Raw genomic sequence first — 25,129 nt, 5'->3', positions numbered from 1 at the left:
GAGAAATGCCAGGTAGACTTCGGAGAATAATCAATTATTGCAAATAAACTTGATAGCGAGTATTTGCAATAATTCTTTATTTACTAAAATCTTGGTTTTAATTCGTATTTTCGTTTTCGGTACTTTACCCTTATTTTATTATCAACCAAAACCTACCGAACATGATAGACCAACACGAAATAGTTGATCCTGATGATATTGATATTTTTTCGTACAGAAGCATCAGGCGCGCCATTGGTTACTTGGCGATTAGCTTGCCGATACTTTTGCTGAGTTTGTCTTTTATTGCCTTTTTTGATACCGAACCGCAGCACTCGATCAGTCATTATTACTATACCAATTTGAGGGAAATCTTTACCGGAACGTTGTGTGCCGTAGGTTTGTTCCTGATACGCTACAGAGGGCACGATAATGCTTCGTTCTGGAAAAACGACAAGCAACTTACCAATATTGCGGGCATTATGGCTTTGGGTGTGGCCTTTTTTCCGACTACTCCAGATTGCCCTTCGCAAAAAATATATACGCTTATACCCTACAATGCCAACTGGCTCGGAGGATTGCATTATGGTTTTGCAGCCGTCTTGTTTTTGATACTGGCTTTACTGGCAATTAATGTTTTTACGATAGGCCAGAACAACCAAGCCAATGTCCCGAAGAGCATGATTGACGAAAATAATATTTATCGCTTTTGCGGGTATTCGATATTGGTATTTATCGTTGCCATTCCGTTTAAGTTGTTCGATTATGCGACCTTGGTTTTTGAGGCGCTTTCGCTATTTGTTTTCGGTATTGCCTGGCTCGTAAAAGGCCGCGCTTTAGGACAAGTGCTTAAAAAAGAATTGTACCGTGAAAACGTTACTTCAGAAAGGGTATTTGAAGAATAATTTTTAAACAAAAAGAAACTTAGTAGCTCTAAACAGATTATAAACCCTCAACAAAAAAAGCGGCTATTACACGAATTGTGCAATAAGCCGCTTTACTTTTTTAGCGCTTGGATTTTTGTATTGAATCGTACGCTTGGAATGTTTTAGCGGAAAGCAAATCTAAGTTTCAAACCATACGAAACCAATCGCACATCGTTGGCATACGAAGACGAAAGTACCGTATTGTAATCTAACTGCACGGGCTGTTCTGCATTATACTGCACCAGATTTTTGTCGCTGGCTTTGTCATAGATATTGTTCAGTCCGTAGTCTAAATAGAGTCCGATATAAACCGAATTACGGTCGCCAAGGCTTTGCTTTAAACCAGTCTCGAAAGTAGCCGAATACGCTACCTCGGTCGTGAGGTCTTGCTTGGCTGTTTTAAAATTATTGGTACTTGCAAAACCAGCAAACGCTGGACTAAACAACTCGACATTGTATTGCGGATAGTAACCGCTTGTCGTAAGGTTTGACATGGTTGTTTCGTAAGTCCCACTTGTTGCAAAACCTACTTTGGCACCTGCAGCAAGGTATAATTTTGTGGTTCCCGGAGTTTCAAACTGAATTCCGATCGGAATATTGACATATCCTAACTTTTGATCCTCTCTAAAATTGGTTCCTTTGTATCTAAACTGAAACGATTCGTTTTCGTCATCAACAGCGTTGTACTGCCCGTTGATTGCTCCAAATTTTGAAGTAGAACGGTACGTTTGGTATTCTACACCCAGATTAATACTTATGGTTTCGGACAAGTAATAAGCGTAGCGAAGTCCGGCATTAAAGCCATTTCCGTTTACGATTTCTCCCGGTGTATTATACTGTAGAAAAGAAAACGGACCCCCAACGGCAATAGAAAACTCTTGCTTTTTATCCTGACCATAACTGTTCAGGGAAGTTCCTAAAAGTATCGTAATCATGGATATTGATGCTATATAGTGTGTTATATATTTTTTCATCTTACTTTTTATTATGCCAGTACTGCTCAAAAAGCAGTACTGGCAGATTTTATTTATTAACAATTACTTTTAGTGTTTTCGTGATGTTGGCAGTTTCTACCACTACTACATACATATTGCCATCGGCAGGAGGTAATTGTATCTCTGTTTTTACGCTAGAAGATTGTACTGTTTTTATCAATTGACCCGACACCGTATAAAGACTGATGTGCATGTTCTCTAATTCTTCTTCAGGGAAATCTGCTTCTACAGTAATCATTTTTCCTGCCTGACTTGGGTTAGGATAAAGTTTGGCACCAACTGATTTTTGCAACGTGATTTTTGTAGCACACGTTTGCAGCACTTTTCCGTCTTTAGTAGTCATTTTTACACTATAATCTGCAGTAGGATCCAATGTATTGCTAACATCATCTCCAACTGAATAGTATTGTCCTGTTCCTACTAACTGTCCGTTTTTAAACCATTGGTAAGCCACAAATTGGTAACCACCATTGGTTTGAGGATTGTTATTGACAAGAAGCACGTTATTAAATTTCTGCTTCACAATATCAAAGAAGCCAAACGGTTTTTCGACAGTCAAAGTATAGTTTGCAGTTGCTGATCCGTCCTGAGAAGTAACCGCTACATTTTGCGTATAAATTCCCGGTTTAGGAGGCGTAATCATAAAATTAGCTGATGGCGTAATCGTTGCGCCCGTTTGGTTTACAATCGCAATATCCACATTGGTTTCTCCGCATTCCATTACGTACGTTAAACTCGTTGCAGGATTTACATACGTTTGATCACCAATTGTAATTTCCATTACAGATACATCATTATTCTTGATCACGAGGACTTGCGAAACATCTGGTGCTGGAAGATAATTGGCATTACCATCCTGATGCGCCGTAATTGTTATTTGACCCGATGTTAACATCGTAACCAAACCACTTGTAGAAACAGTAGCAGCCGGTGAACCCGAAGTATAAGTATACGTGTAACGTACTGGCAAACCTGAATTAGAAGTAGCATTTAAATTAAAAGTATTGGCTACTCCAAGAGTTCTATCTGCTAGAGGCCCGAAAGTAATTTGTTGCGCTGCTTTATTGATCGTAAGATTTGCAGTAAGCGTAATTGGCGCACAATTTGGCGTACTCACAGACGGAGATACAGTTGCTGTAAGGGTATAAGTACCTGCGTTTGTAGCGCCATTTGCTGTACCTGTTGCAGGAGTTGTGGTATAATTTACGCTAGCTCCGGCAGGAAGGTTGGCTACTTGTACTGTGTGAATAGTTCCATCATAAGTACGGGTAGCATTTCCAAAAGTAACCTGATCTAAAGGAGAAGCAACAATATTGATCGTTTGATTTTGTGTGGTTACATTTCCGTTTCCATCATTATAACTCCAGGTAATTACATAAGTACCTACAGCGTTATAATTTAAAGGACTAACAGTGGTAGCCGATATACTTCCGATACAATTATCAGTTGCAGTAGGAACAGGAATTTCTGTTGATACAATACCGCAAGAGCTGGTAATCGCTGGTAGATTGGTTACATCCGGCACTGGTGCTGTTGTATCCGGAGTCGTTACTATTGTTACTGATTTTGTTACCTGACATCCGTTAGCATCAGTAATGACAACCGTATAAGTACCTGCTGCCAAACCTGTAGCTGTAGCCGAATTTCCGCCAGACGGAGACCATGCATACGTGTAAGCACCAGTTCCTCCTGTTGCAAGAGCAGTAGCAGATCCGTTAGTTTCGCCAGGACATGTTACATTAACCTGTGTTGTTGTAGCATCCAAAATTGAAGGCTCAGTAATAACAATATTTTGAGTCGTAATACAGCCGTTAGCATCTGTAATCGTTACGGTATACGTTCCTGCACTCAATCCTGTGGCTGTAGCAGCAGTTCCTCCTGTTGGAGACCATGAATACGTATACGCACTTGTTCCTCCTGATACGCTTACAGTAGCAGATCCATTGCTTCCTCCAAAACAACTTACATTGGTTTGTGAAGCTATGGTAGTAGTAAGAACATTAGGTTCTGTTAAAACAAAACTTTGAGTAGCCGTACAACCGTTTGCATCTGTAACCGTTACGGTATACGTTCCTGCTGATAATCCTGAGGCTGTAGCAGCAGTTCCTCCTGATGGAGACCATGCATACGTATAAGCACTTGTTCCTCCTGATACGCTTACAGTAGCAGATCCGTTACTTCCTCCAAAACAACTTACATTGGTTTGTGAAGCAGGCGTTGCTACAAGAGCAGATGGTTGAGTCACGGTAAAACTTTGAGTGGCAGTACAGCCATTGGCATCGGTAACCGTTACAGTATACGTTCCTGCAATCAATCCTGTTACAGATGTAGTTCCGTCACCTGTTGGTGTTCCCGGACTCCAATCGTACGTATATCCACCGACACCGCCTGTTGGAGTATTGATAGCAGCAGCACCAGTTGAACCTCCATTACAAGCGATATTCGTTTGTGAAGCAGGCGTTACTGAAAGAGCAGCTGGTTGTGTGATCGTAAAACTTTGAGTAGTGGTACATGAGTTAGCATCGGTAACCGTTACGGTATACGTTCCTGCACTCAATCCTGAAGCTGTAGCAGCAGTTCCTCCTGATGGAGACCATGCATACGTATACGCACTTATACCTCCTGATACACTTACAGTAGCAGATCCGTTACTTCCTCCAAAACAACTTACATTGGTTTGCGAGGCTGGTGTTACGGCTAGAACAGGTGGTTCCGTGATCGTAAAACTTTGAGTAGCGATACATGCGTTAGCATCGGTAACCGTTACGGTATACGTACCTGCACTCAATCCTGAAGCTGTAGCAGCAGTTCCTCCTGATGGAGACCATGCATACGTATACGCACTTGTTCCTCCTGATACGCTTACAGTAGCAGATCCATTGCTTCCTCCAAAACAACTTACATTGGTTTGTGAAGCTGGTGTTACGGCTAGAGCTGATGGTTGTGTGATCGTAAAACTTTGAGTAGCGGTACATGCATTAGCATCGGTAACCGTTACAGTATACGTTCCTGCAATCAATCCTGAAGCTGTAGCAGCAGTTCCTCCTGATGGAGACCATGCATACGTATAAGCACTTGTTCCTCCTGATACACTTACCGTAGCAGATCCGTTACTTCCTCCAAAACAACTTACATTGGTTTGTGAAGCAGGCGTTGCTACAAGAGCAGATGGTTGAGTAACGGTAAAACTTTGAGTAGCGATACAACCGTTGGCATCGGTAACCGTTACAGTATACGTTCCTGCACTCAATCCTGTTACAGATGTAGTTCCGTCACCTGTTGGTGTTCCCGGAGTCCAATCGTACGTATATCCACCAACACCACCTGTTGGAGTATTGATAGCAGCAGCACCAGTTGAACCTCCATTACAAGCGATATTCGTTTGTGAAGCAGGCGTTACTGAAAGAGCAGCTGGTTGTGTGATCGTAAAACTTTGAGTAGTGGTACATGAGTTAGCATCGGTAACCGTTACGGTATACGTTCCTGCACTCAATCCTGAAGCTGTAGCAGCAGTTCCTCCTGATGGAGACCATGCATAGGTATAAGCACTTATCCCTCCTGATACACTTACCGTAGCAGATCCGTTACTTCCTCCAAAACAACTTACGTTGGTTTGTGAAGCTGGTGTTACGGCTAGAACAGATGGTTCCGTGATCGTAAAACTTTGAGTAGCGGTACATGCGTTAGCATCGGTAACCGTTACGGTATACGTTCCTGCACTCAATCCTGAAGCTGTAGCAGCAGTTCCTCCTGATGGAGACCATGCATAGGTATACGCACTTGTTCCTCCTGATACACTTACTGTAGCAGATCCATTGCTTCCTCCAAAACAACTTACATTGGTTTGTGAAGCTGGTGTTACGGCTAGAGCAGCTGGCTGAGTCACCGTAAAACTTTGAGTAGCGGTACAACCGTTGGCATCGGTAACCGTTACAGTATACGTTCCTGCACTCAATCCTGTTACAGATGTAGTTCCGTCACCTGTTGGTGTTCCCGGAGTCCAATCGTACGTATATCCACCGGCACCACCTGTTGGAGTATTAATAGCAGCGGCACCAGTTGAACCTCCATTACAAGCGATATTCGTTTGTGATGCAGGCGTTACTGAAATAGCAGATGGTTGTGTCACCGTAAAATTTTGCGTTCTGGTACAACCATTAGCATCGGTCACAGTACATGTCCAAGTTCCTGCTGTTAAACCTGTAACAGAAGTAGTTCCGTCACCTGTTGGGTTACCCGGCGTCCAGTTGTAGGTATATCCACCAGCCCCTCCTGTTGGAGTATTGATAGCGGCGGCACCATTTGAACCTCCAAAACAACTTACATTCGTTTGTGATGAAGGCGTTACTGTAATAACAGGTGTTTGTGTCACTGTAAAATTTTGCGTTCTGGTACAACCGTTAGCATCGGTCACAGTACATGTCCAGGTTCCTGCTGTCAAGCCAGTAACAGAAGTAGTTCCGTCACCCGTTGGGTTACCCGGCGTCCAGTTGTAGGTATAACCACCAGCTCCTCCTGTTGGAGTATTGATAGCAGCGGCACCATTTGAACCTCCAAAACAACTTACATTCGTTTGTGATAAAGGCGTTACTGTAATAGCAGATGGTTGGGTCACTGTAAAATTTTGCGTTCTGGTACAACCATTAGCATCCGTCACAGTACATGTCCAAGTTCCTGGTGTTAAGCCAGTCACTGATGTGGTTCCGTCACCTGTTGGAGTTCCCGGAGTCCAGTCGTATGTGTACCCACCAGCTCCTCCTGTTGGAGTATTGATAGCAGCGGCACCATTTGAACCTCCAAAACAACTTACATTCGTTTGTGATGAAGGCGTTACTGTAATAGCAGAAGGTTGAGTAACTGTAAAATTTTGCGTTCTGGTACAACCATTGGCATCCGTCACAGTACATGTCCAAGTTCCTGCAGTTAAGCCAGTCACTGATGTAGTTCCGTCACCTGTTGGTGTTCCCGGAGTCCAGTCGTATGTGTACCCACCAGCACCGCCAGTTGGCGTATTGATAGCAGCGGCACCATTTGAACCTCCAAAACAACTTACATTCGTTTGTGATGAAGGCGTTACTGTAATAGCAGATGGTTGGGTTACTGTAAAACTTTGAGTAGTAGTACAACTGTTAGCATCGGTAACAGTACATGTCCAAGTTCCTGCTGTTAAACCTGTAACAGAAGTAGTTCCGTCACCTGTTGGTGTTCCCGGAGTCCAGTTGTATGTGTACCCACCAGCTCCTCCTGTTGGCGTATTGATAGCAGCGGCACCATTTGAACCTCCAAAACAAGATACATTGGTTTGTGTAGCGGGCGTTACCGAAAGAGCTGTTGGTTGAGTGATCGTAAAACTTTGAGTAGCGGTACATGAGTTAGCATCCGTTACAGTTACGGTATACGTTCCTTGGCTAAGTCCTGTAGCTGTAGCAGCAGTTCCTCCAGACGGAGACCATGCATAGCTATAACCCGGTGTACCCCCTGTTGGAGCAACGGTAGCTGTACCATTTGAACCTCCAAAACAAGATACATTGGTTTGTGAAGCAGGCGTTGCTACAAGAACATTTACAGGTTCTGTAATGATAACTGTGTGTGTTGTCGTACAGGCAATATTGTCTGTAACTGTAACTGTATACGTTTGTGCACTAAGACCACTAGCACTTGATGCTGTACCCCCAGAAGGAGACCATGAATAGGTATAAGGTGCTATCCCGCCAGAAGCCGATAGGATTGCAGAACCATTACTGCCTCCCTTACAGGAAACATTGGTTTGAGAAGTTGTAGTAACAATTGTATTAGAAACTGTTAGTGTTCCTGCATTTGAAGTAGCAGAACCTGCACCAGTAGCAACACAGCGATATAAATAACCACTCATTCCAGCGGTTGCCGCTGTAATAGTTAAAGTAGTTGTAGTAGCGCCAGAATAAGGCGCAGCATTTGAAATATTTGTAAATCCGCTACCTGTATTTACCTGCCATTGGTAACTAGTAGCATCATTTGCTGAAATAGAAAAGGTAGTATTACTCCCAACACAAATTGTTCTGTTGGGTGGATTAGCTGTAATGGTTGGCGCTACACCCAGAAAAGCAGCACCTGAAGGCATTGAAAGCGCTGGAGTAGTATTTGAAAGTGTCCAGTTTGCCTGATTCATTACACCAGCTCTTATTCCGGCTGCGTTAGCAAATGGTGCTCCCGTTCCGTTAAATTTACCTGATGTACCTAAAACATTTCCTGCTAAGGTTCCTGTGTAAAAAGAGCTCGTTCCTCCTACCAGACCTACAGGTATTACAGAAGAGTTTGGTCCGTCGGCGCAAGCCAAATCGTCCCAGCTTGCCTGAGATGTTCCAGTACCAGAACTACAATAAAAATAATGCAGTCCAGATATAAAAGTCACACCACTACTTTCAGGAATACCAGTTCCTCCCTGAAAAGCGATAATCTGATCTCCTACAGTCGATAAAGATAATCCGTTTGCAGGAGTACCCTCTGTTAAAGTAACCGTTCCGTTTGTAGTTAATGCAGCGGTATTTGGATCATAAGTAGAGGCCGTAAGACCTTTTATCATAATTTCTGTACCAACTGGAATAGCTGTTCCTGATGTCCAACTAACGGTAGCTTCTGTAGAGAGGGCTGTTTGCCAGACACCAGCTCCAAAATAACCACGGTCTGTAAAACTAATTACTGTACCCGCCGAAATATTGGTAAGAAGCACAAAGGAATAGACATCTCCCGCAGCGGGACTTGGATTGGAATCGTATCCAGTGAAGATAATATCTCCAGCTGACAGAGTCGTTTGAGAGTTAACAATGTAACTCTGTAAAAATATCCCCAGAAACAAGGCGATATTTATAAAATTCTTAATTTGAGCGTAAAAATGTTTCATAGTTAAATAGTTAAATTATAAAGAGGCAAACTGCTCGCCATTTTTTATACCAAAAGCGAGCAACTTGTACCCACTCATAAAACCTTCATCTGTATAAACAGTATTTATACGAAGCTGTGTATTATTGTAACATTGTATAATTAATCCCTTGTTTTCATTTATTTCTAAAATGGTCCCCGGGGAATGTGAATGTTTTGTAACATTTTTAGTAGGAGACACTTCAAGAATACGCATATTCCATCCGCTCCATTGGGTGTAAGCCCCTTTATTCCAAGGATTACAGGCGTTTACTAATGCTTGTATTGATTTTGCATCCTGAGTTTCCCATCGAATACATACATCGCCTGCAGCTGCTTTTTTATAGTAATTTGCGTCTGTCTCGTCTTGAGGCACTCCCTTAAAATTGGTTTGTAACAGTGCTACTGCTTCGGGCACCATTTGCGCTCCCAGATAAGATAAGCTGGTGCAAAGCATTCCGTGAGTGACATTAGCAGCTATTGGCAGCACACGTTTTAGCACTATATTACCGGTATCAATCTCTTTTTCGATCGTATGAACAGTAATTCCAGTTTCTTGCTTTTGTTGACGAATCGATTCAAAAACAGGATCACAACCACGCATTTCAGGTAAAAGTCCGTAATGAAAATTATAAAACAGGTTAGGATATTGTTCTATAATTTTTTCGGATAATTTCCAGGGAAACGTCATTGTAAAAACATACTTGATCTCACTGCTTTCAAGTAATCCCTGTAACTGATTTTCTACTTTTTCTTTTTCAAGCAATATTAAATTGACCCCTGTTTGACATGCAAAAGCCGAACAAAAAGACAGTACCTCATCGTTACCAACAGGTACTCCAATGGTGTGCAATTTATTCAGTCCATATAAGGTTTGCATCGCAGGAAAAGCCATGCGGTTATTACACAAAATAACGATGTCGCGTTGCATGCTCATGATTCGAGACAAGCATAGGCATTAAACCATGAGTTGGACGTTACATTCTGAACCGCCAGAATATGATGTTGCAAACGACTGCGTTCTTCGTCTAGATTTTCGGCTTCTGTGATATGCTCTAACTGACAGTTGCCTGTTTCTTTGTTTTTTGTAACTGTCGCGTAATAAATAGGTGCTGTCGAAAAACCTGTATCAGGATTCATATAGACTTTTCCTCTTGGCGAGTTGATTGTAACAGCGTCTAATGATTTTTCATTTGCAACTTCTATAAACAGAGCAGCTTCCCAGCCTAAAAGCGAGAATATATTGGCTTTGTTTTGTCGGATATTCTCCATGGTTGCAACAAAATCTTTATTTTCTTCGCTAACAATTTTTAGTGACCAAGGAATAGAAGAACTCCAATCATATCCCGGATGAGGTATCTTACTTAGCCAAAATTCTTCTGCTGTAAAACCGCTTCCGTAAATTTTACTGGATATTATACTCTTAAATTTAGATGATTCTCTAAAAAAATCTTCTGCCATATCTCCGCAAAAAGAAGTCAAAAGGGCCGCATCTTTGTTTTCTTCAAGATAACCCGCCAATGGTTCCAAACTAAAATCTGAGCGTTTCAAAGGCGTAATATGATTGTATGTAATAGATCCTCCTTTATCTTCAACTGAAGTTGAATAGGTATAAGGAGGACGATAACCTGCATCGTAAAAAGAACAGGTAAAAGCAAAATCCTTTAGCCCTTCTTCTGCTGCTTTACGAACAATCGCACGGGAACACAGATTACCTTCTAAAGAAATAAAATGAGCGTTTGATAATTTTTGTTGAAAGTTTGGAAAATGATAACCACTATCTAAGACGATCAGTAACTTTCCGGAATTTTCAAAAAGAGGATGAATAAATTCTGCTGTAATAGGATTTATATAAGCAATAATTATATCTGTATTATTGAGTAATAATTGTTCGCAGCAAATATAAATTTCTTCATTTTTGCCGGCCACACCTATGTTCGATGATACGATTTCGTGTTTGCCGTCTACTCCTAATTTTTTTAGAGAAGATTTAAAACCATCCATGATATCAAAAGCCATTGAAGGATAGATTACGGAACGCGTTAAGAGTAAAGCTATTTTCATAAACAATAATTAAAGATGTTTTACAACAAGGCAAATAACCCATTGGAAACATCCAATGGGTACATAAAATTAGTTTCTTGAAGGAAAAATTCCCATCAGGCATATTATATAATTCATCCCTAAATACGGCTGCTGAACTGGTATTGGCTGATTGCCTCCATTAATACCGATGGTAATGGATGCATTGATAGGTCTTAAAGACGTATCAGGTGTTTTTGTAGAATATAGGCCCGCTAAAGCCGCCAAACTATTTCCTGACGGAGATCCGTTATCTCCCTCATCTGAATAAGCCAAAATGGTATAAGAACCGGTTCCCACATGTGTATGCGATGGCAAGTTTGCAATAGTTGCCGTTATATTATTAGACCCTGAAATTTGACCCAATTGATATTGATTGACAGTTCCTACACCTGTACCCATAGGAACACGACCTCGCAAATCCGGCAGTGCAAATGTTTGTACACCATTGCCTCCGTAGGTTGTTCCTAAAAGACTAAATAAGGCTTGGTTTGTATTTATAGCAAGTAGTTGCCCTGCGCAAAAGGCCCAATATTTAGGCTCGAAATTGGGAGCAAATAAGCGAATTTCTGACATTGTTCCTTCCATGATTGATAGTTTTTAGGTTAGTTTCTAGTTGGAAAAATACCCTCAACGCAAATAATATAATTTGCAGATGTATAAGGTTGTATAATACTAAATGGAATTCCCTGACCAGCAGCTGCCAGATTTACAGTTGAAGTTTCAGGTTTTAGACTGGTATCTGCTGTCTCGGTAGAGTAAGCTCCGGTTAAGCCAGCTAATTCGGCATTGGTTGGAGAACCTGCTGTATCTGCCAGACTATAAGCCGGAATTGAAACGGTACCGGTTCCCATGTGGGTGTGTGCGGGCATTTGATTACTGGACATTACAGCAGTTTCTGCACCCCCAACCTGACCCAATATCATTTGCGGAAGTCCAGGTCCTTGACCCGTACCAACCGGAATACGGCTGCGAAGATCAGGAACCTTAAATGTTTGTACTCCGTCGCCCCCATAAGTAGTGCCAATTAGAGTATATAGAGCTTCATTACCTGAAATGCTTAACGTACTGCCATCGCAAAATGACCAAGCCAATGGCGCAAAATTCCCTGCAAAAATGCGGATTTCTCCTATAGTTCCTTCCATAATAATCTTTTAAAGTTTATGATAAATTTGTATGTGTCTACTACTGGCGAGACGGAAATATTCCAAACATGCAAATAATGTAATTCAAACCAAGTGAAGGTTGGTTAAGAGGTAGTGGCTGGCTACTTCCTGCAACACTAACTGCCACACTAAAAGGAGCAGCTTTCATTGCTGTATCCCCTGCAATAGTACTATACATAGCAGCTTTTGCCGCTAAAACATTTCCGGTTGGGGAATTTGAATCTCCCTCATCTGAATAAGCCGAAATTGTAACATTACTTGTACAAACGTGAGTATGCGAAGGAAGCTGAGCATTGGTTAGCGTTACATTGTTTACCCCCGATTTTTGGCCTAAAGCATAATAAGACAGACCCGGTCCCTGACCTGTTCCTAAAGCGGTACGCCCTCTAAGATCGGGTAAAGCAAATGTGTTTTGCCCATCACCACCATAATTAGTTCCTAAAATAGAAAAGAGAGCAGTATTGCTTCTTATTTGAATGAGAGACCCATCGCAATACGACCAATCTCTAGGTGCAAATGTTGCTGCGAAAAGACGAATTTCTCCTATAGTTCCTTCCATAATTTATTCTTTAAATATTAATATTCAATTATTCAAAAGGTAGTTTTTTGTCACATTATTTTTACTATATATACTATGACAGATTTTTAACACAAGACCAAGTTACTTTAAATAAACGGTTCGAAACCAAGGGTATTTACCTGTTTTAAAATGATATATCAAAAAAATTCTTTCATTTGGTTTGTAAAGTTGCTTGCTTCTTCCTGCATTTAGAACTAAAAATACAGATCTAATTGCTCGTGAATGAATAATATGTCACAGAATGGATTTTTCTTGTCATGAGATTGTTCTTTAAAATAATTAAACATGAATAAATAGCGCTTTTACTTTTTGCTGACTACTTTTTCTTTTGATGAAATAATTATTCTATTTGAATAAAAAGGAAAAATAATTGACGTAAATCGGGAAGTAGTAATTCTTTGTTAAGGATATTGTAGTTGGCTAAAAATTATTAAGATCGAAACATTCATATTTCTGAAAAAGCGTACAGGAGGAATAATTGATAAAAGTCGATGCAACTTTCAACAATAAAAAAAGGCTTTATACATCGTTTTACAACTTAGTTGCAATTGGATGGATAAAATCTTAGAAGGATTTAAAAAAAATCAGTAAAAAAAATAGCTCTTAAACAGCTTTTGCTACATTCTGTGTACAAGTATTCTACAAAGGCGCAAAGCAGAAATTCATACAAGAAAATTCGAACGTAATCTAAAAAATACTCATGTTTTCAGGCTTGATCACAAATCCCAAACGTAACATGCTCGTGTGTTTGTTGTAATCAATCAGACTTTCTGTGTAGCCCACAAACCATTGAAGCGTGAGATAATAATTCTGATTTTGGTAAGGCTTCCAGTTGACCTGTGTTTGCAAAGACCCATAATTAAGAAGGCCGCTTCCTTTTCTGAAAACAATATCTGCACTCCACCGTCCCGGAGTGATCTGATAAGTGGTACTCGCTTCGCCATACCCCACATATTTGGTAAGATCTGGATTGTCCTCCTTATCAACAATAGGAATCCATCCTCTCAGCCCCACTGTCCATCGAGGCGAAAGCTGTGATTTTAGTGAAAAAGCAAGCATGTTCCATGTTTTGGAATAAATAGAATCCCTACCGTTTGATTCGTGTTGAAACGAAATCGTTCCATACGTGAGTCTTCCGCCTTTTATATAAAACGGACGGACAATGGCAATACCTGGATTAAAATTAATTTCTGAAAATGGTTTTGAACTTGCATAAATATCCCAAAACGCTTTTTGAGTATACATTATATAAGGAAAAAAACCACCCAATAAAGGCTTTGAACTCAATCGCTGCTTAAAACTTACCTGATATTTTACATCAGCAGATTGGCGATTAATATCTGTATTAAGGGGAACCCCTGTTAGAAAATAATTTTCTTTATGAACAGAAAAACTAGCTTCTGTAAGTAAAGAATCTGCCGCTCTAAAATTTTTGTCATGTTCTAAAAACTGTGAATTTGCTTTCATTGAAAACAAAATACAAAAAACAAATAGGTATTTGAAATACATTTTTACAATTTAAATGAAAGCTTTTTGTAGCTTTTATACTAAGATACGTTATTTTAATGAATAAAAGATCTTAATGACTTCCTATTTGACATTTCAAAATATTTGAAAACATCAAGTACCATATCGAGCTCATTAATTATTTTATATTTAATCAAGAATGCTTATTACCTAACAAAAATATTTAGCAAAAATTATTTTAATAGCAGTAGAATTTAAAAAAAAGAGGAATCATCAAAAAAATAGTGACTAAGATTTAAGTAAATAAAAACCTATTTTCTATTAGATGTTTTTGCATAAAGATGTTAGGATATTTAGTTAATACAAAAAAACACCTGAATATACAGATGTTTTTTGTAATATCATTTTTTAACTTACGCAGTTAGTGAGGCACATAATAATTGATTTTAATTTATTTAATACTAATTCCTGCTTTTAATTATGAAACTATTGAAGAATTAATCAATCAAATTCAATACAAAAATATAGGTTAACTTTTTCTCTACTTTTTGTTTGCATATCCACTTTTCAACTTACACACTTTTTGGGACAGAGTCGCATATTTAAAAAAGCCATTCGAATTTCTTTAAAAAAAATCGGGATTTATTTTTCAAAAAGAATTTCTTTTTCTCCTTCTTTTCCTAATATTTTGACAACCTTTATTATTTCAGCTGTAGAATCATCTATTTCAATCATATACATTCCTAAATTATCTTTATATTTTCCTCTATAAATTAAACTCCATTTCGCTTTTTTTGTTTCCTGTTCATATGATCTATTTATAGAAGTGAAACTTGAAAATAACTCGGCCTCATTATTTTTAAGATATTCAATTATGTCTTCAATTGCAATTTTGAAAGGTTTATCTAAATCAAGTTCCTTAATTAACTTTCCACTTTCGTCAAAATCATACCAAATACCAATCTCACAATCATCTTTAAACATTGGTCCTTTCGACTTTATGTGAGAATTAGTGTGAAACACTTTAGCTATTGTAAATAAAGAGTTTTTTATTTTTGTTTCACTATAATATCCACTTTCTTGATCTCCAAATTCTCTAATAATTAAACCATTAGGCAGTTCATAATTATAATCTTCAGCTTCGTTTTTACTTTCATCAAACCGTTTAATATTAAACGTTTCGGATTCACCTTGTACTAAATTGTTATATTGGTGCTTGTTATCCATTTTATAGTGTTGTTTAATCTTTTCTATTTCCTTTTGATCTTCATTTTGTGATTTACAACTATGAATTACAAAAGCTAAATATATAAATAATACTTTTTTCATTTTTATATTTCTTTTATCGCTCTATCCCATAATTTACTCCATTGCCAATGATACAGACTTATTACTGGAGTATAAGGTGCATAAGCGTCTGAATAATCCATAATATTATCTGTTTTACAAAACTCTAATGTAAAGTCACTATTATTATCAAAAGAATGATATAGTCCCATAGAGTGTAATGTTTCATGCGCTACTGTACTATCTGCAAATCCTATTTTATAAACTAAAATCGTTCTAAAGTCATCAGCTTTATTTATTGATCTACCTATACCGTATAATCCATTTGCATCTTCATTTATAAAATAAACTTTAAAATAATTTTGATACTTTTTATAACTATATGTTTTATATAATTCTGTATTTAAAAATTGATAAATATTATTAATTGAACCGTCAGGAATATTTGGATTAACGCCACCTATGGCATTTGAAACATTATTGAAATTTGTTTTTCTATTTGTAGTTTTTTTAGTCAACGGATTAATATCAGAATCTAATTTTAGTGTAACTGTTTCAAAACGAGGATCAATTAAAGCTTGATTTAGGTATTTTTTTAATTCAACATCTCTTCCTATAGGATTGGATTTCTTTGGTTTTTTCCCACCATTTATATTAGTCCAAACATTAACGAAAAGAACATCTACTTTATATCTGTCTTTGTTTTTAAGTACTTTTAATTTTCCTGCCAGAGACTTCTCTAATTTGCCTTTCGCATCTTTATAGGTTGCAACTACTTTGATAGGTTGGTCAGTACTAAATTCTTTCAGACAGGTTATAGTCATCTCTATTTCGTGTTTACCTACTGCTAATGGAAAAACAGGATTAGATATTTTAAACAATTTAGTATCGTAATCTAATTCTAATTTTTCTGGTTTTTTATCTATTGCTATAACAGTTCTTAATATTGCAACAGTATTCTTAAATCCTGATTTTACTTCTGTTGGTTTTATCGTTCCATCTTTTTGTTTAACCTGTTTTATTATATTTTGAGGATACAAACATAGCCAAGGCACACAATAATTTACCCCTTTCTTTTTTCCGTTTTTATCTTTAACAAAAAAGGTGTGAGGATTAAATTTAGACATTAATTTTTTAAATTCACTATCACTTTGCGCAAGTACACCTCCTTGTGATGCGTATACGCTACCATACTTGCCAATTATTTTTTTATAATATGTGTCTCCAGGGATTTTTGTATCGCCAGTTCTTACCCAATCAAATCCGTAATTGTCACCATTCCAATTATCCTTAGGTCTAAACTAACTAAACATTTTTCATTAATATAAATTGGAACCATTTTAGGCTTGTTAAAGGTTACTCCTTTTTGAGCTCCAGTTACTTTAATAGTCTTCGCAGAATTAATTTCAATATTCTCTTTTGCATAGGATTTTATATCTCCTTCTGCTTTAACAATTAATTTTCCTCCTATATTAGATGTATATGACATGACTAAAAGAAATTAGATTTTTCTGCACTATTTAACTTTACTTCTTTTTGAGAATGCTTTTGTATTTCGCCATTTGATGAATATTCCATACCTTTTTGGCTATTGAATGTTATTTCTTTTTCTGTATTCAATTCTTTATTCCCCTTAATATTCTCCATAAAACTACCCATAACGTTAAGCATACTATCACCCCCAACAGTAGTGTTGAGCATCATCCCAACCATACTTGTTTTATCTGCTCCCGCACTTTCAGTAATATTTATTCTCGCTGAAGTACTAATACTTTGCGAAGCATTAAAATTAATGTTTTCAGCGTTCACAGTAAAATTCTTAATAGCATCGGTTGTAATATTACCTTGCCCATCTTGAAAAATAATACTTCCTGCTTTGTCCTGTGTCAATATAGAACCATCGGCATCGTTGATAACAATTTTACATCCGCTTCGGGTTTGAATTACTTTAATATCGTTTTGTGGCGAGCCATAACCCGAAGATCCATTACCATTGTATTGTGTTCCCATAACATAAGGATTTTGCACATTGTTGCCTTCAAAGCCTATTAAGACTTCTTCGCCTATTTCTGGAATAAAATAAAATCCTTTACCTGCACCTGAATGTGGCTGGATCATGCGTATCCACTCACTTACAATATTGCTGCTTACTCCGTAAAACTGTACTTTTATACGTCCTAATCCTTCGGGATCATTGTTGTCTTTTACTTGAGCAGGCTGGTTTTCTGCTTTTTGCTTATTTCAAGCATTTTTGTTAAATACTCTTTTAGTATTGTATCATTTTCCGGAATATCATACTCAAAATCTTATTTTACACCAAGAGCTTGCTTATAATCTGCATAAAAACGCACTCCATTATCTATTATCACATACATAAGTACCAAGCTGTATTCATTAGATATTGCCTACTAGCGCAATTTTTTAATATTATTTTTCATTATAGTTTACATTTAATAAAAAATATTAATGCAAATCTTTTTGATTAAGAACTAAAATTTCAAGAATTTCATCAACATTTTTAGGCTTTTGGTCGCTAATGGAAAATTTCAGCTTGGATTGATATTTAACATAATTATACATGGTGGCATTAGAAAATATCTCTCTCGTTCCTATGACTGAATCAAATAAAGTTTTCTTGTTTTTGTATAAATATTCATTATCTAAAGCTCTCTCATTTATAGACCTATCTACATTATATATAATATATTTATTGTTCTCCTTGACAAATTTTTTATTAAAGCTATTTTCTCCTAAAATATTCTCCAAAATTCCATTTTCATTATAGTTATAAATAAAATTATAATTAAAAAACTGGTTATCAGTCTGATAGTTTTTGTTTTTTATTTTGGCTTTAATAATTCTATGTGTCGGATTTTCTTTTTGATTTCTCCAATTTTTATTTAATGTTTCTAATGTTTGAGAATAATCGCCATAACCATCTTTTAAAAAGAAAGCTAAATCTAGTATCGATTTTTCATTAAAAATTTTTTGTTTTAAAAAGACGTAATATTGGTTGTTTACTGTATAAATATCATTATTAACAATTATAGTATTCTGTTTGGCAAAAGTAACCTTAACCAAATCACCTTCTGAGCTAAAGAAAGTTATCAATTCTTTATTGCTTTTTTTAGACCAAAAAGAAAACTTTTCAGGTTTTTCTTTTAAATCTTCTTTTAGCTTATAAATTATTATAGTATCATTGCTTTCAGGGAAAATACCAATAAAGTTCATTACACTACTACCATCTCCTGCCAGAGAATCAGTATTATCCATACCATTCTCAACTTCTGATAGTTTGTCTTTATATTTATCCTGAACAAAAGCTATGATAAATTTGCTTTTATTTTTTGATTGATTGTTGCAGAAAGAAAATAATAAACAACTACATACAGCAATATAAAATATATATTTCATTATTGTTTTTTTTCAAGTGTTTCACTAGTTAATCTTGTTTTAGTTCTTTTCCAAAAAATACTTTTACCTGCGTTTATTGTCCCTGAAATGCCATAAGTCTGTTTTACACCAGTATCATAGTAAAAACTACCTGATTTCCAATAGTCTTGATTTTCAAAATCAGCTGCAGGAATTGCATACTTTATTTCTCCAATAATCTTTTTTTGTAAATAGAAGAAATATATTTTTCAATTTCTTTCCATTCAAAGTGAACAATAAATTCTTCATATCCACTATTCCTGTAATTTTCAGTATCAAAAATTGAGAAATCAATCCCAGAAATATTTTCGTTTTTGTTTGCAATTATTTTAAAATTTAATAAAACCGTTGGGTTTATTGACAAAATTATATCCTGATCTTTTAATTTACTTTTAATTTTTTTTAAAAGCATTTGTTGATTTACAAACAAACTTATCCCAATTCTTTTACCATTGTTTAAATCAAAACAATAATATTGAATCGCTTCCCATGGAGAACCATATGATTGAAGACTTATCGATATATTAATAATATTATTTTTATCATAATAAATTTCATAGTGTTCGAATCCTGAATTGGTTTCTCTCAAAGCATCTTTTAAAACACGATTTGACAACGTGTCTTTTTTAGCCTTAATTCTTTGCTCAGGCAAGCATAGTAATGGTTTTTCAAATATTTCATAAGTACTTTGAGTAATAGAATATATTTTATTCTTTACTTTTTCATTATTTAAATTAATTTTCAATTCTTCAATTCTCATAAAATTAGAATCTATGAATATAGAATCCTTTAAAATTTTAAGGTTTTGAGAATATGCTGTAATTGAAAAAAATATAAATAGTACTATTTTAAATTTATTTCTCATTTATTTATAGGTTTTGTCTCTTCTTTTTTTGCAGGATTCTTTTTTTCGTCGTCTTCTAAAATTTTTATTGCTTCTTTATCTTTTAAACCTTTTCTCATTTCTAAATATTCTCTAGCTTCTTTTTTCTGCTTGTCATCACCATTTTCTAGCATCAGCTTATAATGCCTATTAATATCAAACACCCCTTCATTTCTAGCTCTATTATAATTTGCTTCCCTTTTCGGCAATGCATTTTTATCATACCTATTTATTGCTTTAGAAACAGAATCAACATCATCTTTATCTGCATGCTCTTTAGCTGATTTTTTATTGTACTTTGTTCCATCATTCCAAAACCACAATGCAGATTGTGTTGCATACATAGCGTCATCTGATAGCTTAAGATAATTCCCTTTCAATTCAGATCCTTCTTTTTCTTTTGTAAAATCTATTTGTCCTGTAGTATCATCATTGAAAGAATTCTTATTTCTATATTTTGCAAAATTTTCGTAATTTCCTCTGCCGGTAACTTGTTTTAATCCTCTACCTTTAAATTTCCATCCATCTCTACTTAATTCATCTCCATTTCCTAAGCCTCTAGTGTCTCCGGTATATGGAGCATATGCACGTGACATTAAAGGAACACCAAAACAAGAATGCGCTTTTAAATAGATTTTATAATCAATTGTTTTGTCAGCTTTTAACACTTCTTTTAACAATTTATCATTTCTTTTCTTTTTATCTTGAGCATCCTTCTCTCCTTTATACTTTCCATAAAGTTCACTATCAATTACATTAGGCTTCTCATTCAAAAGGAAAGTTTTAAGTTCATCGTTTGTTTTGACTATTTCAATTCCTTTACTATCTACAATTTTAAATATTAAAGTCAATTTATCCTTTAATGAATTAACTATGGTAGAATTAATTACTATTTCTGAAGAACTGAAAACACCCAATGTTATACTTGATGAATATTCTTCGCCTTCTTCAAAAGTTGTAAAACTCGCAGATTCAAGTGCAATTTGTGAAACAAAATGAGCCTTCCTTAAACAAGTGTCTAATCCAAAATCTTTTCGGTATTTATTTAAATATGGTAAAAATGAATCTATTATAGTTTTTTGTTTTGTTGATAATGATTTAACCCCAATCGTTTTTCTAAATAATTCAGCAGTAAACTCTTCTTCACAATGAGTACATTTATAAGTTGATGCTTCACTTGTTGGAGGGCTGTCTGGCTCTCCAACACTTACCCCGTTTTTTGCCGTGATGGTGATTTTTTTTGCAGAATTTATTTCAATATTCTCTTTTGCATAGGATTTTATATCTCCTTCTACTTTAACAATTAATTTTCCTCCTATATTAGATGTATATGACATGACTAAAAGAAATTAGATTTTTCTGCACTATTTAACTTTACTTCTTTTTGAGAATGTTTTTGTATTTCGCCATTTGATGAATATTCCATACCTTTTTGGCTATTGAATGTTATTTCTTTTTCTGTATTCAATTCTTTATTCCCTTCAATATTTTCCATAAAATTACCGGTAACATTGAACATACTATCGCCTCCAACATGAGTACTATGCAACATTCCTACAGTAGTAGATTTATCTGCTCCAGCACTTTCAGTGATATTTACTCCCGCTGCGGTACTGATACTTTGCGAAGCATTAAAATTAATGTTTTCAGCGTTCACAGTAAAATTCTTAATGGCATCGGTTGTAATATTACCTTGCCCATCTTGAAAAATAGTACTTCCTGCTTTGTCCTGTGTCAATATAGAACCATCGGCATCGTTGATAACAATTTTACATCCGCTTCGGGTTTGAATTACTTTTATATCGTTTTGTGGCGAGCCATAACCCGAAGATTCGTTACCATTGTATTGTGTCCCCATTACATAAGGATTTTGCACATTGTTGCCTTCAAAACCTACTAAGACTTCTTCTCCTATTTCTGGAATAAAATAAAATCCTTTGCCTGCGCCTGAATGTGGCTGAATCATACGTATCCACTCACTTACAATATTGCTGCTTACTCCGTAAAACTGTACTTTTATGCGTCCTAATCCTTCGGGATCATTGTTGTCTTTTACTTGAGCAGGCTGGTTTTCTGCTTTTGCAAAAACATGTACATCGGTATAATGTGGCGCCGCAACATCTGCCGGGATTGCCTTAAACTCGCAAGAATAGTTTCCGTGTACCTCAGAATGATGTGTTACCTCAATAGCTATTAACTCATGTTGTACCGTTTGATTTTGTATCGTAAATACTTGACCAAGTCCTATCGGGAAATACGATATTCCGCTATAATACACACTATTGGCATCATTACCTGCAGTTTGCAGTTGGATCATCTCGTCAATTTCCTCCTTGTTTTGGGCATTTACCGTATACACACCACTGCTTAACTCAGCGTTTGTAACCGTTCCTTGATTGTAATTCACATTGGATGCAAAACTATCTTTACTCCCTACAGTGGTTTTTGTTGCTGCGTTCTGAATATTGGACGCATTATTATAATCATAACCTGCTAAGGCTATTTTATGCGAAACCATGTTGGCCTGTATCTTAAAGCTATGAAGTGATGCTCCGTTAATCAGCACTGTTTTGCTGGTTTTGGTCTGGCCGTATTGCATGCGCATACCATCAAAATAAAACCACTGTCCGTAACGTGTTGCCAGTCTTTTTAAAAACTCAAAACTGGTTTCATTGTATTGCAAAATATTCGGAAACTCTTTAAGGTACGTTGATTTTATAGAATCTCTTTGGTAAAATTCTCCTGGACCTTCGGCAAAAATACTGAGTACGATATCATCCATACTACGCTCTTTAAAGGCCCTAGCTTTTTTTATGTCATTGATCACAATACTATGACTAACTCCCGAAACATGCAAGCCTACTGCGCTCCCATGAAGATCAACAGACGAAAGCTCGGTAATAATACCTTTACTCATCAATCTAATTCCGGTTAGACTCTTAAAAGTAAAAATGACTTCATCGCCTAAATAACTTCTCAAGGCTTTTGCCTGATCAGCAGGATTGATGATGGCTTTTCCTGTATATTGCCAAACGAATGAAAAATGATGATGATCAGCCATTTTTTGCGATAGCTTTAAATCATAATACACAACGTTTTGGGTAAAACTGCCTATACTTATATGTACTTGTTCTGAAAAATGTGCCATTTTAATACGGTTTTTTAATTAGCTTTTTTACAATTTAATCTAAAGCGATCCAGTTGTTAGAGAATTTTGCATCTCCAAATGTCAATTCTTTCGCCACCAATTCCATGGTTATTTTCATCGGAACCTCTGTAGTACTTGTAAATTGCTCATCGTAACCCACACAAAATGCTTTTGAAAAAGTAAGTTCTTTCATTTTGCTTAAAGCATCTCTTCTGTAAAAAACTATTTTGCCGTCTTTTGTTAAATCTCCATTTAACATCCATGACAAGAAATGGCTGTTTTGACTTGCCTCAATGATCATTCTTATGATACCGCCCTTCGCATTTCCAGTAGGTTTGCTTGTGGTATCTATTTCTTGTTTGAAACTAATATTAAATTCAAGAACATTATATTCTTCGCCGTCTATATGTAATTTAGATAAAAAACTCATGTGTAGATGTATTAGATTGTTATAAAATTTGACTCCTGCTTATTTGATGTAATCTTTAGCTATAAAACAAAAAAGGAAGTCCAATAAATGGACTTCCTTAATAGTTCAAGCTTAATAAAGTTTGATAAAGTCCAAAGGATTACACCCAAGCATTATCAAATTCTCCTCCACCCATCGAAATTTTACGCGCAGAGATCATAAAAGTTTCCGTTAAAGGATTTTCGCTGTTATGATCAAAGTTTTCTTTGTACTTAACCATGTAAGCTTCTGTAAACTTTAGCTCTTTTAAAGTAGCGTTTGAGTCACGTTTGATGAATTTTACTGAACCATCTTTTCTTTCGAAATTGTTGGTCATCCACTCAAACAATTCAGTACCACCAGTTGATTCTACCTGAATCATAATTCTTCCTCCACGTGTTACCGTAGACGGACGCCCAGAAGCATCTGTTTCTTGAGCCAAATCATAACTCACGTTTAATACTCTGTAATCTTTACCTGCTACTGTTAATGATGTTAAAAACGACATAATGATCTTTATTTAATTATTAATTTATGTCGCAAATATATAAATAAAATCTTATAAATATTATTTTTTTAATAAAATTAAAATTGCATTTTACAAAGCATGCATTATTAAAGAATTAAAAAGGTTTATATTTTGGTTTTAGTACTATTATATTGAAAAAGGATAAAATGAGAGGTGTTTTTTATGGCTATCCTTAAAAATTATACCAAAATTAGAGGCTAATATATGAAAAAACTTCATAAAAATATTTGTAAGAATAAAATTAAATGATATCTCTTTAAAAGTAAACGACTACCAATTGTTTGTAGAGGATGTTTTTAATGGTATCGCAGAAAGAACTTAGAACGAGAACAGTTACCAATGAGCGATTACCTTTAAGATGTTTTTTTATAAATGCCTTAAATATCATTCTATGTTAACGGCTAATATTTCTAAGGTAAGAAATAATTTCTACTCTTATTATCACTGTCGAAAAGGTTGTAGTTATAGCATAAATTCAATACTGGTAAATAACATCTTTTTAAAGAATTTGAAAATTGATATCCTTAAAGTTGAATTTGAAAACCTCAATGTTGGGATTACATCTGATGGTCTTTAGGAAAACACAAAAGAAAGTAGAGATTAGACCCAAATAAAAATGGGACGAAGAAGTGTATGTCTTCTTTGTCCCATCTAGTGACCGCGGAGGGGTTCGAACCCCCAACCCTCAGAGCCGAAATCTGATATTCTATCCAGTTGAACTACGCGGTCAATTTATTCTAAATTTATGATTTTAGAATTCAGATTTGAATTAAATCTGAACTCTGAAACCTATTTTTATACAAGCAATTTCTTAACTATTGTAGAAATGGTTTTTCCTTCGGCAGTTCCACCCAACTGTGCAGACGCCAATCCCATTACTTTACCCATAGATGCTATTCCAGAAGCTCCTGTTTCTGCAATAATTTTTGCAATTACAGCTTCTACTTCAGCTTCGCTTAATTGTGCTGGCAAAAACTTCTCAATTACCGCAATTTGTGCTAATTCTGGTTCTGCCAAATCGGGACGATTTTGCTCTGTAAAGATTCTGGCACTTTCTTTACGAGTCTTTACCAATCTTTGCAATAATTTTATTTCGTCATCTTCTGTAAGTTCTTCTTTAGATCCTGATGCAGTTGCTGCCAATAACATTTCAGATTTGATTGCTCTTAATGCTTCCAGTGCTACGGTATCTTTTGCTCTCATGGCGGTTTTAATTTCGTCCATGATCTGTATTTGTAAACTCATTTTAGTATTATTTAAATAAGCGATGCTTATCGATTAATAGTGTTTTTTGAATATTCTTTAAAAAA

At 36.1% G+C, this 25,129-nt stretch carries 19 protein-coding genes, 1 tRNA gene and 1 pseudogene; 1 reads left to right on the top strand and 20 read right to left on the bottom strand.

The window, feature by feature from the left end:
• The first annotated feature begins 161 nt into the window (after positions 1-161).
• On the top strand, positions 162-884 hold the full coding sequence (locus tag LNP22_RS08875; protein WP_229976217.1) for a hypothetical protein: 723 nt from the start codon (positions 162-164) through the stop codon (positions 882-884).
• Between the two features lie 143 nt (positions 885-1,027).
• On the opposite strand, the gene LNP22_RS08870 is transcribed toward LNP22_RS08875, so the two are convergent.
• The 20 genes and pseudogenes from LNP22_RS08870 to LNP22_RS08775 all read right to left on the bottom strand — a co-directional run bounded on the left by LNP22_RS08870 (position 1,028) and on the right by LNP22_RS08775 (position 25,064).
• Positions 1,028-1,879 (bottom strand): PorT family protein, encoded by an 852-nt coding sequence (locus LNP22_RS08870; protein WP_229976216.1) that lies wholly within the window; start codon positions 1,877-1,879, stop codon positions 1,028-1,030.
• Positions 1,880-1,928: 49 nt separating this feature from the next.
• Entirely contained in the window at positions 1,929-8,780 is a 6,852-nt protein-coding gene (locus LNP22_RS08865) for a T9SS type A sorting domain-containing protein (RefSeq protein WP_229976215.1), read from the bottom strand.
• Positions 8,781-8,795: 15 nt separating this feature from the next.
• Positions 8,796-9,734, bottom strand: coding sequence for a formyltransferase family protein (locus tag LNP22_RS08860; RefSeq protein ID WP_229976214.1), 939 nt, complete (start codon positions 9,732-9,734; stop codon positions 8,796-8,798).
• Positions 9,731-10,861, bottom strand: coding sequence for an ABC transporter substrate-binding protein (locus LNP22_RS08855; RefSeq protein ID WP_229976213.1), 1,131 nt, complete (start codon positions 10,859-10,861; stop codon positions 9,731-9,733). Before LNP22_RS08855 ends, LNP22_RS08860 begins: the two co-directional genes overlap by 4 nt.
• Before the next feature lie 69 nt (positions 10,862-10,930).
• On the bottom strand, positions 10,931-11,467 hold the full coding sequence (locus LNP22_RS08850; protein WP_229976212.1) for a phage tail protein: 537 nt from the start codon (positions 11,465-11,467) through the stop codon (positions 10,931-10,933).
• Positions 11,468-11,484: 17 nt separating this feature from the next.
• Positions 11,485-12,024, bottom strand: a complete 540-nt coding sequence (locus LNP22_RS08845; RefSeq protein ID WP_229976211.1) for a phage tail protein — start codon at positions 12,022-12,024, stop codon at positions 11,485-11,487.
• Between the two features lie 40 nt (positions 12,025-12,064).
• Entirely contained in the window at positions 12,065-12,604 is a 540-nt protein-coding gene (locus LNP22_RS08840) for a phage tail protein (protein ID WP_229976210.1), read from the bottom strand.
• A 708-nt stretch (positions 12,605-13,312) separates the two neighbouring features.
• Positions 13,313-14,092, bottom strand: coding sequence for a phospholipase A (locus tag LNP22_RS08835; RefSeq protein ID WP_229976209.1), 780 nt, complete (start codon positions 14,090-14,092; stop codon positions 13,313-13,315).
• A gap of 642 nt (positions 14,093-14,734) precedes the next feature.
• Entirely contained in the window at positions 14,735-15,421 is a 687-nt protein-coding gene (locus LNP22_RS08830) for a hypothetical protein (protein ID WP_229976208.1), read from the bottom strand.
• Between the two features lie 2 nt (positions 15,422-15,423).
• A complete protein-coding gene (locus tag LNP22_RS08825; RefSeq protein WP_229976207.1) occupies positions 15,424-16,506 on the bottom strand; it encodes a zinc metalloprotease in 1,083 nt (360 codons plus the stop codon).
• 122 nt (positions 16,507-16,628) lie between these two features.
• Positions 16,629-16,868: a hypothetical protein gene (locus LNP22_RS08820; protein ID WP_229976206.1), complete on the bottom strand. Its 240-nt coding sequence runs from the start codon at positions 16,866-16,868 to the stop codon at positions 16,629-16,631.
• A 2-nt stretch (positions 16,869-16,870) separates the two neighbouring features.
• Positions 16,871-17,584 (bottom strand): annotated as a pseudogene (locus LNP22_RS08815) (phage baseplate assembly protein V); the annotation flags it as partial.
• Positions 17,585-17,842: 258 nt separating this feature from the next.
• Positions 17,843-18,793, bottom strand: a complete 951-nt coding sequence (locus LNP22_RS08810) for a hypothetical protein (protein ID WP_229976205.1) — start codon at positions 18,791-18,793, stop codon at positions 17,843-17,845.
• Between the two features lie 181 nt (positions 18,794-18,974).
• Positions 18,975-19,676, bottom strand: a complete 702-nt coding sequence (locus tag LNP22_RS08805; protein WP_229976204.1) for a hypothetical protein — start codon at positions 19,674-19,676, stop codon at positions 18,975-18,977.
• Positions 19,673-21,031: a hypothetical protein gene (locus LNP22_RS08800; RefSeq protein WP_229976203.1), complete on the bottom strand. Its 1,359-nt coding sequence runs from the start codon at positions 21,029-21,031 to the stop codon at positions 19,673-19,675. Before LNP22_RS08800 ends, LNP22_RS08805 begins: the two co-directional genes overlap by 4 nt.
• 2 nt (positions 21,032-21,033) lie before the next feature.
• Positions 21,034-22,842 carry a type VI secretion system Vgr family protein gene (locus LNP22_RS08795; RefSeq protein ID WP_229976202.1) on the bottom strand — a complete coding sequence of 603 codons (1,809 nt, stop codon included), beginning with the start codon at positions 22,840-22,842 and terminating at the stop codon, positions 21,034-21,036.
• A 34-nt stretch (positions 22,843-22,876) separates the two neighbouring features.
• Positions 22,877-23,272, bottom strand: a complete 396-nt coding sequence (tssD, locus tag LNP22_RS08790) for a type VI secretion system tube protein TssD (protein ID WP_229975215.1) — start codon at positions 23,270-23,272, stop codon at positions 22,877-22,879.
• Between the two features lie 139 nt (positions 23,273-23,411).
• Positions 23,412-23,798 (bottom strand): type VI secretion system tube protein TssD, encoded by a 387-nt coding sequence (tssD, locus tag LNP22_RS08785; protein ID WP_229976201.1) that lies wholly within the window; start codon positions 23,796-23,798, stop codon positions 23,412-23,414.
• Between the two features lie 676 nt (positions 23,799-24,474).
• Positions 24,475-24,548 (bottom strand) — tRNA-Arg (locus LNP22_RS08780).
• Between the two features lie 66 nt (positions 24,549-24,614).
• Positions 24,615-25,064, bottom strand: coding sequence for a GatB/YqeY domain-containing protein (locus tag LNP22_RS08775; protein WP_229976200.1), 450 nt, complete (start codon positions 25,062-25,064; stop codon positions 24,615-24,617).
• Between the last annotated feature and the right edge of the window lie 65 nt (positions 25,065-25,129).

Origin of the sequence: Flavobacterium flavipigmentatum, from assembly GCF_020911905.1 — a bacterium.
In the GTDB taxonomy this organism is placed as follows: domain Bacteria; phylum Bacteroidota; class Bacteroidia; order Flavobacteriales; family Flavobacteriaceae; genus Flavobacterium; species Flavobacterium flavipigmentatum.
This window is presented reverse-complemented; position numbering and strand designations above follow the sequence as displayed.

Excerpts from the sequence above, each read along its gene's own strand:
- LNP22_RS08875 (WP_229976217.1), top strand. The coding sequence starts at position 162 with ATGATAGACCAACACGAAATAGTTGATCCTGATGATATTGATATTTTT.
- LNP22_RS08870 (WP_229976216.1), bottom strand. The coding sequence starts at position 1,879 with ATGAAAAAATATATAACACACTATATAGCATCAATATCCATGATTACG.
- LNP22_RS08865 (WP_229976215.1), bottom strand. The coding sequence starts at position 8,780 with ATGAAACATTTTTACGCTCAAATTAAGAATTTTATAAATATCGCCTTG.
- LNP22_RS08860 (WP_229976214.1), bottom strand. The coding sequence starts at position 9,734 with ATGAGCATGCAACGCGACATCGTTATTTTGTGTAATAACCGCATGGCT.
- LNP22_RS08855 (WP_229976213.1), bottom strand. The coding sequence starts at position 10,861 with ATGAAAATAGCTTTACTCTTAACGCGTTCCGTAATCTATCCTTCAATG.
- LNP22_RS08850 (WP_229976212.1), bottom strand. The coding sequence starts at position 11,467 with ATGGAAGGAACAATGTCAGAAATTCGCTTATTTGCTCCCAATTTCGAG.
- LNP22_RS08845 (WP_229976211.1), bottom strand. The coding sequence starts at position 12,024 with ATGGAAGGAACTATAGGAGAAATCCGCATTTTTGCAGGGAATTTTGCG.
- LNP22_RS08840 (WP_229976210.1), bottom strand. The coding sequence starts at position 12,604 with ATGGAAGGAACTATAGGAGAAATTCGTCTTTTCGCAGCAACATTTGCA.
- LNP22_RS08835 (WP_229976209.1), bottom strand. The coding sequence starts at position 14,092 with ATGAAAGCAAATTCACAGTTTTTAGAACATGACAAAAATTTTAGAGCG.
- LNP22_RS08830 (WP_229976208.1), bottom strand. The coding sequence starts at position 15,421 with ATGAAAAAAGTATTATTTATATATTTAGCTTTTGTAATTCATAGTTGT.
- LNP22_RS08825 (WP_229976207.1), bottom strand. The coding sequence starts at position 16,506 with ATGTCTAAATTTAATCCTCACACCTTTTTTGTTAAAGATAAAAACGGA.
- LNP22_RS08820 (WP_229976206.1), bottom strand. The coding sequence starts at position 16,868 with ATGTCATATACATCTAATATAGGAGGAAAATTAATTGTTAAAGCAGAA.
- LNP22_RS08810 (WP_229976205.1), bottom strand. The coding sequence starts at position 18,793 with ATGAAATATATATTTTATATTGCTGTATGTAGTTGTTTATTATTTTCT.
- LNP22_RS08805 (WP_229976204.1), bottom strand. The coding sequence starts at position 19,676 with ATGAGAAATAAATTTAAAATAGTACTATTTATATTTTTTTCAATTACA.
- LNP22_RS08800 (WP_229976203.1), bottom strand. The coding sequence starts at position 21,031 with ATGTCATATACATCTAATATAGGAGGAAAATTAATTGTTAAAGTAGAA.
- LNP22_RS08795 (WP_229976202.1), bottom strand. The coding sequence starts at position 22,842 with ATGGCACATTTTTCAGAACAAGTACATATAAGTATAGGCAGTTTTACC.
- tssD (WP_229975215.1), bottom strand. The coding sequence starts at position 23,272 with ATGAGTTTTTTATCTAAATTACATATAGACGGCGAAGAATATAATGTT.
- tssD (WP_229976201.1), bottom strand. The coding sequence starts at position 23,798 with ATGTCGTTTTTAACATCATTAACAGTAGCAGGTAAAGATTACAGAGTA.
- LNP22_RS08775 (WP_229976200.1), bottom strand. The coding sequence starts at position 25,064 with ATGAGTTTACAAATACAGATCATGGACGAAATTAAAACCGCCATGAGA.